Source organism: Nocardiopsis sp. NPDC055879, assembly GCF_053615935.1.
On record NZ_JBSHCT010000033.1, the window covers coordinates 1 to 14525 of the forward strand.

Annotated in this window: 19 protein-coding genes; 2 read left to right on the forward strand and 17 right to left on the reverse strand. The window is 69.5% G+C overall.

The annotated features are described in order from the left end of the window. Positions 1–193 precede the first annotated feature (193 nt). Positions 194–1417, reverse strand: coding sequence for a hypothetical protein (locus ACWGKS_RS27040; RefSeq protein ID WP_452524496.1), 1224 nt, complete (start codon positions 1415–1417; stop codon positions 194–196). 200 nt (positions 1418–1617) lie between these two features. Here ACWGKS_RS27040 and ACWGKS_RS27045 point away from each other — a divergent pair, with 200 nt between their 5' ends. Both ACWGKS_RS27045 and ACWGKS_RS27050 read left to right on the forward strand, forming a co-directional pair. After that, positions 1618–1908 carry a hypothetical protein gene (locus tag ACWGKS_RS27045; RefSeq protein WP_452524498.1) on the forward strand — a complete coding sequence of 97 codons (291 nt, stop codon included), beginning with the start codon at positions 1618–1620 and terminating at the stop codon, positions 1906–1908. Positions 1909–2336: 428 nt separating this feature from the next. Continuing rightward, on the forward strand, positions 2337–2891 hold the full coding sequence (locus ACWGKS_RS27050; protein WP_452524500.1) for a hypothetical protein: 555 nt from the start codon (positions 2337–2339) through the stop codon (positions 2889–2891). Between the two features lie 450 nt (positions 2892–3341). On the opposite strand, the gene ACWGKS_RS27055 is transcribed toward ACWGKS_RS27050, so the two are convergent. From ACWGKS_RS27055 to ACWGKS_RS27130, 16 genes are all read right to left on the reverse strand, one after another. Continuing rightward, positions 3342–3533: a hypothetical protein gene (locus ACWGKS_RS27055; RefSeq protein ID WP_452524502.1), complete on the reverse strand. Its 192-nt coding sequence runs from the start codon at positions 3531–3533 to the stop codon at positions 3342–3344. Positions 3534–3741: 208 nt separating this feature from the next. Continuing rightward, positions 3742–4014 (reverse strand): hypothetical protein, encoded by a 273-nt coding sequence (locus tag ACWGKS_RS27060; RefSeq protein ID WP_452524504.1) that lies wholly within the window; start codon positions 4012–4014, stop codon positions 3742–3744. After that, positions 4011–4637: a hypothetical protein gene (locus tag ACWGKS_RS27065; protein ID WP_452524506.1), complete on the reverse strand. Its 627-nt coding sequence runs from the start codon at positions 4635–4637 to the stop codon at positions 4011–4013. The genes ACWGKS_RS27060 and ACWGKS_RS27065 overlap by 4 nt, the downstream gene beginning before the upstream one ends. A gap of 71 nt (positions 4638–4708) precedes the next feature. Next, positions 4709–5278: an NUDIX hydrolase gene (locus ACWGKS_RS27070; protein ID WP_452524508.1), complete on the reverse strand. Its 570-nt coding sequence runs from the start codon at positions 5276–5278 to the stop codon at positions 4709–4711. 29 nt (positions 5279–5307) lie between these two features. Continuing rightward, positions 5308–5856: an NUDIX domain-containing protein gene (locus ACWGKS_RS27075; RefSeq protein ID WP_452524510.1), complete on the reverse strand. Its 549-nt coding sequence runs from the start codon at positions 5854–5856 to the stop codon at positions 5308–5310. 166 nt (positions 5857–6022) lie between these two features. Continuing rightward, positions 6023–6547 (reverse strand): hypothetical protein, encoded by a 525-nt coding sequence (locus ACWGKS_RS27080; RefSeq protein ID WP_452524512.1) that lies wholly within the window; start codon positions 6545–6547, stop codon positions 6023–6025. Between the two features lie 205 nt (positions 6548–6752). Continuing rightward, positions 6753–8954, reverse strand: coding sequence for a type IV secretory system conjugative DNA transfer family protein (locus ACWGKS_RS27085; protein WP_452524514.1), 2202 nt, complete (start codon positions 8952–8954; stop codon positions 6753–6755). Between the two features lie 277 nt (positions 8955–9231). Continuing rightward, positions 9232–9576: a hypothetical protein gene (locus tag ACWGKS_RS27090; RefSeq protein WP_452524516.1), complete on the reverse strand. Its 345-nt coding sequence runs from the start codon at positions 9574–9576 to the stop codon at positions 9232–9234. 72 nt (positions 9577–9648) lie between these two features. After that, a complete protein-coding gene (locus tag ACWGKS_RS27095) occupies positions 9649–10377 on the reverse strand; it encodes a hypothetical protein (RefSeq protein WP_452524518.1) in 729 nt (242 codons plus the stop codon). Between the two features lie 7 nt (positions 10378–10384). Continuing rightward, positions 10385–10801 carry a hypothetical protein gene (locus tag ACWGKS_RS27100; protein WP_452524520.1) on the reverse strand — a complete coding sequence of 139 codons (417 nt, stop codon included), beginning with the start codon at positions 10799–10801 and terminating at the stop codon, positions 10385–10387. A 30-nt stretch (positions 10802–10831) separates the two neighbouring features. Beyond that, on the reverse strand, positions 10832–11437 hold the full coding sequence (locus tag ACWGKS_RS27105; protein WP_452524522.1) for a hypothetical protein: 606 nt from the start codon (positions 11435–11437) through the stop codon (positions 10832–10834). A gap of 32 nt (positions 11438–11469) precedes the next feature. Then, positions 11470–11667, reverse strand: a complete 198-nt coding sequence (locus tag ACWGKS_RS27110) for a hypothetical protein (RefSeq protein ID WP_452524524.1) — start codon at positions 11665–11667, stop codon at positions 11470–11472. Further along, positions 11667–12098: an RRQRL motif-containing zinc-binding protein gene (locus tag ACWGKS_RS27115; RefSeq protein ID WP_452524526.1), complete on the reverse strand. Its 432-nt coding sequence runs from the start codon at positions 12096–12098 to the stop codon at positions 11667–11669. The genes ACWGKS_RS27110 and ACWGKS_RS27115 overlap by 1 nt, the downstream gene beginning before the upstream one ends. 325 nt (positions 12099–12423) lie before the next feature. Then, the gene (locus ACWGKS_RS27120; protein WP_452524528.1) at positions 12424–13749 is read right to left on the reverse strand and encodes a winged helix-turn-helix transcriptional regulator; all 1326 of its coding nucleotides are present in this window, start codon (positions 13747–13749) and stop codon (positions 12424–12426) included. Then, on the reverse strand, positions 13749–13895 hold the full coding sequence (locus ACWGKS_RS27125) for a hypothetical protein (protein ID WP_452524530.1): 147 nt from the start codon (positions 13893–13895) through the stop codon (positions 13749–13751). Before ACWGKS_RS27125 ends, ACWGKS_RS27120 begins: the two co-directional genes overlap by 1 nt. A 100-nt stretch (positions 13896–13995) precedes the next feature. Further along, positions 13996–14403 (reverse strand): hypothetical protein, encoded by a 408-nt coding sequence (locus ACWGKS_RS27130; RefSeq protein WP_452524532.1) that lies wholly within the window; start codon positions 14401–14403, stop codon positions 13996–13998. Between the last annotated feature and the right edge of the window lie 122 nt (positions 14404–14525).

Genomic DNA, 14525 nt, shown 5'->3' on the forward strand with positions numbered 1-14525 from the left:
CAGCGAATCAACGTGCTTTGGGCGATGTTGCGGGACGGGCGCCCCTACGCCCGTCCCATCCCGTCGGTGGCTTGACTCAGACATTGAGATGCCCCCGCAACCGATGGGTTACGGGGGCGGGGCAGATCACAGCGCTACCGCCAGATCCTGTAGAAATCCTCCTCGACCCTCGAGGGCGTCGCGGCCGGACGCCCTACTTCTTCACCTCCGCCTCGTCCTCCGAGGCCGATGTGACGATCGTCGGTGACTCGTTCCGCTGCTCGGCGAAGATGCGCCGTGCGGTCTCGACGCGGATGCGCTCCTTCTGCGGCTCTGGCAGGTTGACAATGAATGGTTCAAGGGCTGTGAGGGTCAGCTGCACCTGACGTGCCGAGCGCTCCTCCTTGCGGTGCTGCCCCGACTCCCTGATGAGGACGTAGCCGACGGCGGCGGCGCCGACCGGTGCGCTGAGCTTCTGCAGGACAACCTCCCACCACTCCGAGTCCCCACCAACGCCGAACAGCGGGGCACCGGCCACAAGGAGGAACGCGGTGGCGGCGATCGACAGCGCGATGACCGCACCGATGCGCCACCGGTTGGCGGCCTCACTCTGCGCGTTCGCGTACGCGCCGTAGTCGGTGGCCGTTGCGTTGACGCCCACCGCCGACAGAACGTTCCGCGACTGTTCCTCGTGCCCGCGCATCGATGCGAGGTGTTCCTGCAGCTTTGTCTCGTTCGCTGCAAGGAGGTCAGACCACTTCTCGGTGCGTTCGTCCTGTGCAGATGAGAACTTCTCCTGGTGGGAGGAGAGCGCTGAGTCGAGCCGTGTCTTCTGCTGCTCGATGATCGAGGCCGCGTCTCTCGCGGCTTCTTGCAGACGCGTGAGCTCGTCCTGCAGCTCGGCGGTCTTCTCTTCGACGAGTGCCGTGAACTGCGTCCGCTGCTCCGTCAGAGCGGCCTTGTGCTCGTTGAGCGCTGCTGCGATCGTCTCCGACTGCTCGCTCGACTGCGTCTCGACTTCCGACAGGCGCTCGTCGAGCCGTTCATTCAGGGCCTTGAACGCCGCCTCGACCTCCTCGGCCCGCAAGCCCAGTCCGCTGAGCCGTGTTGTCCCGGTCGCCGGCCAGGTACGCATGTACTGCGCGAGCTGGACGAAGGGGCTCGGAGCAGCCCGGTTCGGCTGCAGGGAAAAGATTTTCGCGGGAGAGTCGGGGAGCGCGGCGTTGATGGTCGCGACGGTTTTCTTGACCTGCGTGAGATGCTCCGTCGCCAGTGCGGCGTGCGGCTGGTCCGCGTGACCACTGATCTCCGTGAGGAGCGCGCGAAGGTGGATCAGGTCGTCGGTGAGGTCGTCGGCAGGGACCTTGGACACTGCCTCCAGAGCGTCCGCCACAGAGCTCCACAGCTCATGGTCCCGATAGTTGTCTTCCCACGCCATCGGCGGCTCCTCCTGGTCATAGAGCCGTCCTACGGCGCTCGCTGCGACGCTTCCGCAGCGTATCGAGGGGGTTCAGGCTGAGCATATCGGCGACCTCGGACATCGAGCCTTTTTCATCCTGCTTCGCGGAGCTGAAGTACGAGTAGGGGCGCGAGGAACAACGGAACAGGATCGTGCGCTAAGCGTGGATTTTCGTTCCGATGTTCCTCAACCCCTTGCGCACCCTGCCCGTGGAGGACCTGGTGACCGCCGCCCAGGCCGATCCGGAGCTGGACCGGGTCGGGCGCCTGGCCGTGCTCGGATTGCTGGAACAGATGCGCCGGCTGTGGGAGCGCACTGAAGCGGCCGCGTTCGCTGCGGCCCGCGATCCTGAGGCTCCCGGAGGACAGGCGTCCTGGGCTCAGGTCGGCGCGGTACTCGGGATCACCCGTCAGGCCGCCCACGAACGCGGCCACCGCAGGGCCACAGGAGGGCCGTCAAGGCTGCTCTGACGCCAGATCCTGTAGTAATCCTCCTCGACCCCCGGGAGCATCATGAGGAGCTTGATCAAGCGGTTGGTGGGCGCGGAATCGGTGATGTCGACCATGACCATCTTTCGCTACGGAGGGTAGAGCAGCGTCACGCTACAGCCAGTCCTTCACCGGTGAGCAGGGAAAGCCACAACTGGCCAGTGGCGCGCGAGGACCCTGAACCCCATCTCTTGGACTTCGACCACCTGAGCGGCCGTGTAGGAGACGATCCGGCCACTCAGGTGCGGGTCGGTGGCGGCAGTGGCCACATGCCGTACCCGGATGACCAGTAAGTGCCCTTCGGTAACCTGTATGCCCTACACGACGAGCCTTCTGCGCAGAGGTCGTCCACCACGAGTCGTGCTCAGTCGAAGGCATCTATGGAAACTCTCCGGTTGGTCATTTCTGCGATGGCTCTCATCGCGCCTTTCGTGGCGGTCTGGATCTCGCACCGCAAGCTCAAGCCCGAGCTCGTCAAATTGTCGACTGAGTTGGACCACCTCACGCTTCAAGTGGATGAGGCCCGTGCTCTCGAAAAGAAACGGGTGCGGGAGCACGCCGACCAAGTCGAGATTTGCGCGCTCTACTTCAACCCCTTGGTTGACGACAGCACGGAGCAGTTCGAGCAGGTGGTTCTCAGCTACTTGCCCAAGCATCCCGATCCTCTGAACGCCCTGTTGGCTTGCGTGACCAACAAGGGCGCGTACCCCATTCGTGAGCTAGCGGTCACAGCGGCATGCTTCCGCCCGACCAGAGCATCCATGAACAATGAGGACCCCGACTTTGGAGTGCGTCTGGTGCCGGAGGACCTCGTGCCGCTTCGCCCTGGCGGTCGTGCAGTGTTCGCCTTCCCTGAAGAGGGGGCGCGTTCTGAGGTGGACAAGCTCGCAGTGCGCTTCACCGACGATGAGGACCGAAGGTGGAAGAAGGATGTCCACGCCGTCATCACTCCGGCAAATGAGTGATGCGACCGTGGGCCCCGTCCTCGTACTACTTTGCCCCTCGCCGTAGCTTCCGGAGAACCGGGCCTACAGCATCAGAACAAGGGCTCAGGGTGATCCTGAGTCTTCTCGTCCGCGAAGGCTTCGGTGGGGGCGCCAGCTATCAGCTGCTGGCGCCATCCTTTCGGTGGCGGCCACGGGACTCCCCACTGAGCCAAGGTCTCTCGGGTCCACCCACCGGCAGGTGTGCGGGCGGCGTCGATTTCTTCTGGGGTAGGCATGAGCCGCATGCTATTGGGCCTACATCTTCCGAAGCTACGGCGAGAGGCAAAGTTCTCGGAAGTCAGACCCTTTCCCGAGACGCGCCGCCTCGTGATGCGGGCATGAAAAAACCGGCCCGAGCAACCATGGTTGCTCGGGCCGGTTTCAGCTTCTCGACCTCGAATGAGGGCCGATCGGAGGGTGCCGCTCAGATCACTCGATCACTGGCTGCTCGTTGTGGCTCTCGGCGAGGGCCATCGTAGCGGCGGCCACGGCCAGGGTCGCGTGAACCTGCGCCGCGGCCAGGCGGGCGGAACTGATCTGGGGGTCGTCGTAGTCCGCTGCCTGTTCGATGAACCGTTCAGCCAAACGGCGGTTCAGGTCGTACTCGTTTGTGTGGCTCATGGGGCTCCTGTACGGGGTGATCAGCGCTGTGACCAGCGTAGAGATCAAGGTCCTCCCTGCCCGGAGAAAGCTCAAACCTCGGAGGAAAATCGGCTCTGCCAGATGCCCACAGGCGCACGAACAGGGCCTCTCCTGGGCCCTAGCATGGGCCGCTGATACCGGCCGGCACACTCAACCTGAGGGCATCGTTGCAGTTCAGGGGCGTTTCTTAGGCTGCCCGGGGCCAGATCTGTTCTAGCCGGGGCTCCCAGAAGTGGCGGTTTTTGCGCATCCGGTGCAGGGCAGTGATGGCTCCCAGCGCGGTGGACCAGGGCTCGTCCTGCTCGCCGTGCTCGGCCTCATCCAGGTCGAGGAACAGACGGTCGGCGTCCACGTCGGCCAGTCGCCCCGCGGCGCTGTCGTCGGTGGTGTCGACCTCGATCTCCTCGTACAGGTCCACGCGGCCGGCTTCTATGAGGGCCAGGATGTCGGAGTGGGTCACGCGCGCTCTCCCTGCTGCATGGTGCGGCCGACCGTGTGCATCTGCTCGGCCAGCTCTTGGAACCGGAGCACCTGAGGGTCGCCGGGGGCCAAAACGGCCGACGCCTGTAGCGAGGATCGCAGCCGGGCGGCCTCCTTCTGCACGTCTTCGCTGCGGGGCAGCAGGGTGCGGGCCAGCTCGGCCAGGCGCTCGGGGGTGTCCCAATCCGACCGGGCCCGACTGGCCAGTTCGTCGACCTTCTGCTCCAGGCGCTCGCGGACCTCGACCTCCTCCTCGATGGCGCCCGGGTGAATCTTGCCCAGCCGGCTGATCCGGGCCGCGCGCTCGTCTGGGGCCAGGTCGGGGTCGGCCAGCAGCCCGGCGCGCTCTCGTGCCCGGTCGGCCTTGCGGGTCAGCGTCCCGATCTGTCGACGCAGCTCCATGATCAGGTCCAGGCCGTACTGGGTTTCGTGGTCCAGGGCCAGGGTGGGGTCGATGCGCAAGGTGTGGGCGATCCGGTCCAGGGCGGTGCGCACCTGGGGGTCGGTGGCGCTCTCCAAGGCGCGGTGCAGGGTCTCGTGGGCACTGCGCACGGCCGGGTGGGTGCGCACAGCCTGGGTCGGGGTCATCGTGGTGGCGGTCAAGATCTCTCCTGCTTCTCGTGGGTAAGGAAGCGGCCGCCCCGGTGTGGGGCGGCCGCGAGGGGTGAACGTGTTCAGCGGACGGGGGAGGGGGCAGCCTGGGCGTAGTCCAGGACCGCGGCCAGGTCCGGGGCGGGCAGGCGAACGAGGTTGAGCATCTCGGCCATGTACACCCACACCGGCTCCATGCCGGGGCAGGCCTGCCAGTCCTGGTCGGCGAGGCGGCCGCGCACGTAGTCGACGGTGCGCTCGGCCAGGTGCTGGAGTTGGGCGGGGGTGCACCAGTGCAGGGCCTTCACTTCGTCGGGGGCGGCCGCCGTCTGCCCGGACCAGGTGCGGGCGCGGTAGACCATCCACTCGTGCCCGCCGCGGGGGAGTGCGGGGATGTCGGCTCCGCACCGGTTGGGCAGCCACCGGTGCAGCACCGGCTCCAGTTCGCCGGGGGCCACGGTGAGGCCGTACTCCTCTTGGGTCTCGCACACGGCCGCGTCCAGGTGGGTGGCGCCGGGATGGACGTCGTCGACGTGGCCGGCGGGCCCCAGCGCAATCCCAGCCGGGGCGGTGGCGCGGGTGTGCGCGAGCAGCCGACCCGCGTCGTCGTAGATCAGCACCGCGGTGCTCTTGCCGTCACAGATCCAGGTCATCGCATGTCTCCTTCGGTGTGCAGGGGTGGTCAGGAGTGCAGGGCGGGCGGGGTGGCGGCCAGGGACCGGATCGCGTCCAGGTCCTCACCGGGCAGGTCGACGTGTCCCAGTTCGCTCAGCCACTGGCACCAGACCGGTTCCAGGCCGGGCCGGGTGGAGAACTCGGCCGCGGTGAGCATCCCCGCGGCGTGATCAGCGGTGCGTTCGGCCAGGTGCTGGATCTCTCCCAGGTCCCACCAGCCCACGGCGGCGACCTCGCGCACCGAGGCGTCGATCTGTCCGGTGACGGTGGCCTCGAACAGGCGCCAGGTGTGGCCGGTGGATCCGGCGCGGCGGCACCGGCCGGGGTGGAAACCGCCGGCCCCCAGCTCGGTCAGGCCGGTGACCGTCAGGCCGATCTCCTCGGCCACCTCGGCGTAGGCCGCGGCCTTGTAGCTGGCGTGCTCATCGAGGGCGTGGCCGGCCACCGGAGCGATCCCGGCCGGCAACGTGTTGCGCTCGATCATGAGCAGCTCGCGACGGTCGGGCGAGAAGATGAGGACGCCGACGCTCGTCTTGCAGCAGGTCTTACTGGACACTGGTGGTGCTCCTTGTGGAGTAGGCGCGGCCCGCCCCGGTGTTCCTTGGGCAAGGAGGGGCGGGCCGTTGCTTTTCGTCACCCGGACCCGGGTGACGGTGGACCGGACGGTCCCCCCGCACGCCCCGCAACCAGTGGTTGCGGGGCGGTCAGAGCCAACGTCCGGGCTAGTTGTTGCGCAAGATCACGTAGACGCCGTCGCGCTTGTGGGGCAGGCCGCGCCCGACCCGGGCCAGTTGGGCCAGGCCGAACAGCGCCGCCACGCTGAGCCCGCTCAGCAGCAGGGCCGAACCTGCGGTGGGGGCGGTGATGATCAACGCGACCGGCAGCAACCAGCCCATGTGCCAGGCCTGGTCCAGGTGGGGGGCGCCGCCCCGGTCGTAGTAGGAGCCCTTACCCAGCACGGCGGCCAGGCCCTGGAGGGTGTGGCGGCGGTCTGCCCAGTAGTGGGTGGCGGCGTTGATCCCCAACCCCAGGGCGGCTTGGACGGCGGAGAATCCTTCGCCCACGGTGGCGGCGACCAGGGCCAGGGCGATCATCTGGCACAGGGTCAGGGTGGCCACATGGGCGGCGCACGCCGCTCGGCCCGACCACCCGTGCCCTCCTTTGCCGGTGGCCTGGTGGTCGGTCTGGGCCCAGTGGTCACCGATCCAATGGCCGGCGAGCAGGGCGACGAAAACGGTTCCAGTCACGGTGCTTTCCTCACGTTGGGTGATGCTGTTCCCGAGGTGGGGCGGGTTGTGTCGTTGTCTCGCTGGGGTGGCCGGCCCCGGGTTCAGGGGGTCGGAACAGGGTTTGTCTCGCGCGAAAATCGGTTGATTCTTCGCATGAAGGAACGAAGCGGGTGAGACATCCGTGGTGGTGTCTCACCCGCTTGTTCGGTGACTCAGCGTGGTTTCAGACGGCCAGTTGCCAGCCGCCGCGGTTGGCCAACGCCTCGATGGCCGACGCTTCGGCCAGGTCGTCCATGGCCCGGCCCACGGTGGCCCGGGAGCACTGCTCGGCTTCCATCACCTGCTTTTCGATCTCGCCGCGGCGAAGCTTGCCGTGCTCGATCAGCAGCTCCAGGACCCGCTTGGCCGCACCCGACCACCGCGCCAACAACGTCTCGTTGGGGTCGCGGCCCGCGGCCGCCAGGATCCCCAGACCGAGGTCGGTGTCGGTGAGCAGCGCCGGGTCGATGGAGGTGGGCATGTTCTCCAGGGACGGGTTGACGATGTTGGACAACGCCACCTGGGGGGCGGTGGCCTCCCGGGCGGTCGGGGTGTGCCCGGCCTCGTAGGCGGCCAGGCGCGCTTCGGCGTCGATGACCTGTTGGGCGGCGATCTCGTGCCGGCGGCTGTACAACCCGCCGCTCCCGGCGTCCAGGGCGCCGGCCGCCAGCGGGTCCAGCTCGGTGGGCGCCCCTTCGAGCGCGGCGTCCATCAACTCGGCGGTGGTGTCGTTGGGTGCCCACGCGGCCCGGAAGGCCACGTCGCGCCCTTCAGCGGTCAAGCCGACGCCGGTGATCTTGGGCAGCGCGGAGGGGTCCAAGGTGATGTCGGCGATCATGGACGCCTGGTTGCGGCTGACCCGCAACGCCACCGTGTTGCCGGCGGTGACGTTGGCCCGGACCGCGTCGGAGCCACCGAAGGAGTCCAGGCCATAGATCTGGGAGGCCAACACCATGGCGACCCCGGCCGCACGGCCCTCGCGGGCGATCCGGCCCACCCGGTAGGCGTTGTCGGAGGTGATGACGGCGTGGCACTCGTCCACGATCACCAGCACCCCGGGCCGGGCCGCGGTGGGCGTGAACCCCGACGTTTTCAGACGGGCACTGTTCTCCAGGCCGCGGGCTTCGACCAGTTCCACCAGGCCTGAGAGCAACCGGTCCCAGGTGTCGGGGTCGTTGGGGATGGCCCAGTGCGCCCGGTCGAAAATCCTGGGTGAGGAGCCTCCGTTCTTGGGGTCCAGGTAGATGACGATGGTGTTCTTCGTTTCCCACGCCCCCAGGGCGAGGTTGTCGATCAACCCGGACTTGCCCGAGCCGGTGGAGCCGGCCACGAACCCGCCCCACATGGAGTCGGCGGTGTAGAGCCGGTAGCGGGCCTGGCCGTCGCCGTCGGCGTAGGGGCCCAACCGGATCTGGACCTCCCCGTCGTCGTTGATGTCCAGACGTCCCGCTTCCAAGGGCACCTTCTTGTTCAGCAGGCCCACGGTCACGAGCTTGATGTCCAGGACCGAGGAGTCGGGTTTGGGTTCGTCCTCGGTGGGCTCCACGTGCTCCACCAGGATGTCGGCCTCATCCACCCCCAGGCCGGTGGCCACGTACCCCAGAGCGGCGCGGACCGAGTTGATGGTCTGCCGGCCCGGCACCAGGTGCAGGCGGCCGCGCAACCCGTAGGGCTGCTCGTCCAGGTCGGTGAGCTTGGTGCCCGGCAGCGGTCCCTGCCCGGAGGCCACCTGTGTGCGCCACTTACGCGCCATGGGGTGCTCCCCCGGCGGCGGGGGCGGCGGGGCGTGTTCCTCGACCCGCGCCAGGACGCGGGGCACCCGGTGGTGAGCCCAGAACCTCGACCCCAGCGCCAACAGCGCGAGCAGACCCACCAGGCCGGACCACCACCAGGCGGCCAGGGTGGCCGGCTGGATGAGGATCAGGGCGACCAGCCACAGTCCGGCCGCCCAGGAGCACACCCGGGCGTGGGCGGGGTCGATCTCGGCCCACTCCGATGCCAACTTCGTGGCGCGGTGTTTGCGGGCCTTGGTGGTGCCCAGGATGCGCAGCGCCGCCCAGGAGCCGGCGCCGGTGGCCAGCGCGAGCAGGATCGCGTGCGTGCCCGAGACCTCGGCGGCGCGGGCGGCGACCACCCCGGCCGCCAGTACGGTCGCCCCGACCTTGAAGGGATAGAACTGGGCCGCCATGTGGCGGCGGATGGAGTGTTCGCCGGGGCGGAACACCGCCTTCCATCCGGCCGCGATGATGGCGCCCACCCCCTCACTCTTGAGGGTGCGCGGCTCCTCCCGCGCGGGCTGTCCCAGGGCGGCCAACACCTCGGGCGGCAGGGAAGCACTCCCCGGCGCGGGGGTGGTCGAGGCGGTCTTCTTGGTCTTGCGGGCCACGACGGCCCTCCTTCCGATCGGTCACGGTGCGTGCTTGCGCCCCGGGGTGGGGCGGGATGTCTCGGTGTCTCACCCCCACCGCCCAGCCCCGGATCGGGGCCCATGGCGGGGGTTTGTCTCACCAGAAAATCGGGTGATTCTTCGTGTTCGGGGACAAGCGTGATGAGACAACGGCTGGTTTTGTCTCACCGTCGTCTCATCACGTTCAGTCACCGAAAACGGAGAAGAAGGGGGCCGCCCCGCAGGTGCGAGACGGCCCGGAGATGGAGCGTGGGGGCTACCGGCCGCCCATCTGGTAGGCCTTGTCGGCGGCCTGACCACGGGTGGCCTCATAGGCCTCCTGCACGGCGCGGTTGACCTCTTCGAGCTTGGCGCGGGCCTTGATGGCCTGGCTGATGTAGGCGGTGCCCAAATCGCGCAGCACCGCCAGCTCGGTGGTGACCTCCTCGCCCATGTCGGCGGCCCGCATCTGGGATTCGACGATCTCCAGCATCTGGTTGCCCTGCTGGACCAGGGACCCGATGCCGGTGATGGTCTGGGCGTGTGCGTCCAGCCCGGAGGCGTCGGAGTAGCGCAGCGTGGAGTTGGTGTTGGACGCGATCTGGTTACCCATGTTCGCCATGAGGTGTTCCTTCCAAGGGTTGGGTGAAGCTGGGGCCGGCCTCGGTGGCCGACCCCAGGTGGTGTGTGCTGGTCAGTGGTGTGTGGCTTCGCGGGTGGCCCGCTCGTGGGCGACCAGCGCGGCGATGGCCCCGTCGACCTCTTCGGAGGTCATGCGGGCGATGGCGTCGGTGTCGGGTGCGTAGCCGGCGGTGGCGAGCATGGTCATCAGCACCATGCGCCGGTGCGGCAGCGGCGCCTTGACCGCTTCCTCGTCGGGGTTGACCACCGCCACCTCCGACCCCGCGGGGCGAGTGGTGGTCTCTTCCTCGGTCACCGTGGTGGTGGTCGTGGTGGTACGCCGGGAGGACCGGCCCGACCGGGCACCCCCCGAACCCCCTGATGCCGGGGGCGGGGTGGTGCCCTCGTCCTCGTCGACGATCTCGGCGTCGATGACTTCGTCCGCGTCGTCGGGCATCGGGTCCTCACGCCGCCACCCCCACCGGGCGGTGAACTTCTCCCGGTCGGCACGTCGCTCGCGGGCCGCAGCACGCCGTTCGGGCCTGCTGGCGTGCCGGCCGGCCCTCCAGGCGTCCAACTCCTCGCAGGCGTCCAGGTAGCAGTGGCGCAGCACCATCTTCAGCCCGCCCCGCATGTCGGGGTCGGCCGCCAGACGGCGCCGCTCCTTGGCCGCCTTCTCCCGCAGCTTCGCCATCCGGTAGGCGTGCGAAGGCGGAGTCCGGCCGGTGGCCATGTGGCTGACGTCCAACGCAACGTTCTTGACGAACACGGCCGCCACGGCGGCCAGGATCAGCATCTCCACAGGTATCTCACCAGCCCAGCAGCGGGCCGAACATGGACGTTCCGGCGTCGGCCATCGAGGTCACCACGGACCCACCGACCGAGCCCATGGAGCCGCCGGCAGCCAGCAGGACCACCGGCAGGCAGATCGCGCACCACTGGCCGTACTCGTCGAGCTTCTTGTCGCGCCACACGTCGATGGCGACCATGACCAGGAAGAAGACGGCGATCGCAGAAAGTGCGGCCGCGGCCGAGATCGCTTCGGGGAACAGGCCCAACAGGAAGCCCAGGACCCACAGGATCAGCTGGGACGCCCACCCTCCGAGGAAGGAGAAGGCGAACAACGCGCCGCCGAAGACGGCGAAGAATCCGCTGATCAGCCAGTGCGCCTTCTTGCGCAGGAACCAGAACAGGGCCAGGCACAGGATCGCGCCGATGGTGAACATGGGTACTCCTTTCAGGGTTGTCGGTGCAGGTCAGAGCATGAAAGCGGCGGTTACCACGGGCAGGGCGAGCACGAGCCAGGCGGTGGCGTGCCGGGCCGGGGACCGCAGGATCCACACGGCCAGGTGCAGCGCACCGATCAGAGCGATCGTCGGAGCGGCATAGCCGCGTGCGGCGGCCCGCCACACACCCTGTTCGGGCAGGTGGGAGCCGTCCATGACGAACTCCCACTCCTCGCGCAGGCTCGGCTGGCGCTCGCGCCACACGTCCGGCGGCCGGTAGGTCACCCCGAGCCAGCGGATGGCGCGTTCGGCCTCAGCGGCGCTACGCGATTCCACCTCCACCAACTCGGCGCTCGCGGCCGCGGCCGCCTGAGCGCCCTGGTCCTGCTCGGGGGCAGGTGCCGGCGTTTGCGGGGCGGAGGGGGCCTCCGGCTCCGAGGCCGGCGGCTCGGGCGCCTTCGGCTTGGTCTTGGGCGGGGTCTGGGGGTCCAGGACCGCACAGGCCAACGCCTCCGGCAACCCGGCCGGGGCCGGCGTCGGTTCGGGATCACTCGTGGGCACCGCGGTCAGGCGCGGCGCATCTTCAGGTCGCCGCCCACGCCCAGGGGCGCGACGGCTCTCGTTCGGCAGGGCCATCGGCCCCTCCTGTTCTTGTGTGGATGTGCAGGTCAGGCGTCGAACAGCGCGGGCTGCTCGACTTCGTTGTCGTCGGTGTTGGGGTGGGCCTCGGCCAGGTGCTCCTCGACCTGGTCGGCCGCGAGCGGGCGGGTGCGCACGATGTCGCCGGCCCACCCGCACGAACATGCGGGCCGGTGCAGGGTCCACTCCGGGACCGGCACCGGGTGGACCTGGGTGCGGTGGCCCATCAGGAGGCCACCGCCAGGCGCTCGGCCTCGGGGGCCTCCCAGGCCGCGCACCCGCCCGGGGGCGGGCACAGCCCGCCGTTGGAAGTGGGCAGGTAGACGTCCCACACCCGGCCGCACTCGCGGCAGGTGTGCCGTGCCAGATGCGCCCTGTTCAGGGCACGCTCCTGAGCCGGGGTCAAAGGGCGGACCGGGCGGGCCAGCGAGCGGCGGTACAGGTACGCGGTGCGCACCCCGTTACGGCTGCCGGCCCGGGTGGACCGCCACATGAGCTGGCCGGCCACCTCCAGCCCCGCGATCGACAGGCCCTCGTCGCGGAGCTGGGCTTTGGTGCGCAGGTCCGCGTCGAAGGTGTGCGACCAGCCCCACGGGAACGTGGGGACACCGAAACGGGTGCCGGTCGGGTCGAGGAACGGGTGCATGGAGGTGGCCAAGGTGTTCTCCTTCCTGGTCAACAGGGGCGGTTTCCGTCACGCCTGCATGCGTGACGGAAAGGTTCGGCCCCGCCGTCAGGCGGGGCGCGGGCTCTGGGGTCGGGCAGGTTGATCAAGGCCTCCGTTCGGGTGAGGGGCGGGCAGGGACGTGGGGTCGTTCGCAGCCGGCTCGCAGGCGCTGTTCGCCGTGCGTCACCGGTAGCGGCACAACCCCCGGAGTGGTGAGCAGACCCGCCCCGCCCCGCAGGACGGGAAGGACGGGGAAGGCCTGCTCACCCGCCGGGGCGGGTGGCCGGCCCCCGCACTGCGGGGGCCGGGGAACGGGTTACTCGGAGTCGGGGTAGACGGGGTGACCGGCATCCCGCAGGGCGTTGCGGTGATCGCGCACCGTGGTGCGACTGATGCCCAACAGGCGGGAGAGCTCGGCGTTGGACACCCCGGCGCCCGCGTAGCCGATCTCCTCCAGCACCCGCTGGCGGGTGCCTCGACCGGCCGCCACACGCGCGGCGTGGTGCGGGGCGCGTTGGCCCTGGTCAACGCCAATGTCGCCACCCTGGCGGCCAATTCCGCCACCCCCAACGGTCGGGGAAGGGTGTTCGACCAGGTCAGGGGCAATCCCGCCAGGGGCGCGACCAATTCCGCCACCCTGGGCACGCAGCTCGCTCAGCCCGGCACCGAACCCCGCCACCGGCGGGACACCGAACCCGGACGGGTCATCGGGCACCTGTTGGGCCTCACCGGCGGGCAGCTCCCGGACGCTGTAGAGCGGCGAGGCCAGGTGGATGCGGTTGCGCAGTTCCGCGCGGCGCACCTCGATGTCGGCGGAGGCCTCGTCCACCGTCATCTGCTGCTCGGCCTGACGGCGGATCTGGGCCAGGGCCCGCTGCTGGTCGGCGTGGGCGCGGGCGGCGTCAAGCGCCAACTCCTTGTCGGTCTTGGCACTGACGTAGGCGGCCTCGCGCTCCAGCGCCGCCAACTCCGCCCGCTGTTCCTCGGTCAACTCGGCCGACAGCTTGCTCTCGCGGGCCTCCTTCTCCATCTCCTGGCGGCGGGTCTCCTCCTGGGCCTGGCGCTCGGCTTCGGCGGCGGTGCGGGCCGCAGCGGCCTCAGCGTCCAGGCGGGCCCGGGTCTGCTCGCAGCGCAGTGCGGTCAGCCAGTGCCAGCCGGCCTTGGCGGCCAGCGGCAGCACCGCCAACAGCGCCATGGGCCAAGAGGTGAGTACCCCGTGCACGACCAGGACCACGGAGGCCCCGCCGGCCAGCGCCCACCCGGTGCGGGTCAGCACCGGGTTCACGCGGCCGGTGCGGGTCGCCTGCTGCCACTCGATGGCCAACAACCACAGCCACACGGCCTCCACACCGATCCCGGCGCCCAGACCGACCACGTGCGGGGCGGCCTGGCCCTCTTCGGCGCCGTGGCGGGCCAGGTCCCACACCGACCACACGGTGAAGACCGCACTGGCGGCGGTGACCACCGAAGCGATGACGCGGGTGAAGTCGACCCCGGTCTCGGTGACGGCGGCCGCGGGCGGCGCCTGCTCGGGGGCCTGATCTCCGACGACCACCGGCTCCGGAGCGGAGACCGGCGGGGTGTCGGCCTCGATCGGCGGTTCGGGAGCGGGGTTGGCGGTCTTCTTCCACAAGAGCTTCATCAGCCCTCCTTCGGGGCGCGGCGGGTAAGAGGTCGGGGCAGGTCGTGTTCGGCGAAGATGACGTCGGTGCCACCGGTCAGGCGGATCAGGAGCGCGGGCACCGCGAAGGTGGCGGCCACGGCGACGACGAGGATCAGGGCGCTCATCGGGTCGCCCCGCAGTGGCACACGTAGGAAGCGCGCAGCACGTCCCAGTCCATGGCGGTGCCGCAGTGGTAATAGGTGACACACAGGCGCAGGAACCGGCTCACGCGGCGGCCCCCCGTTCGGCGTAGTCAGCGGCGGGCCACAGGCCGGCACCGTCCACGGGCACCAGGGCCAGGACGTGACTGCGCAGCTCCTCCTCGGGTGCGGGGAACCGGTCGGCCAGGACGTCGTCGATGGTGTGTACCAGCGGCCGGACGGTGGGGGTCTGGCCCAGCGGGGTGAGGCGGACCTCCTCGGCCAGGAGCTCGCGGACCTCGACCGCGACGGCCGGGTCGTCCCACCCGCCCTCCAAGGCGTCGGCCACCTCCACCGAGGGGTGCTCGTAGGGGTCGACGGTGGCCAGCTCGCTGGCGTCGGCGTCCCAGAACCGGGGGGAGTGCTGCCGGATCGCGAGCAGCTCCTCGATGTCATCGAGCGCATCGCGGTGGGTAAAGTCGTTGTCGTACATCGGTTGTCTCCTTCGCAGGTGGACAGGTGTGCAAGAGCCCGCCCGGGGTGCATCCCGGGCGGGCTCGCTTCGTTTCGTACGGGCTGGTCAGAACGGCCCGATGTCGGCGCCCAGCTCCTCGG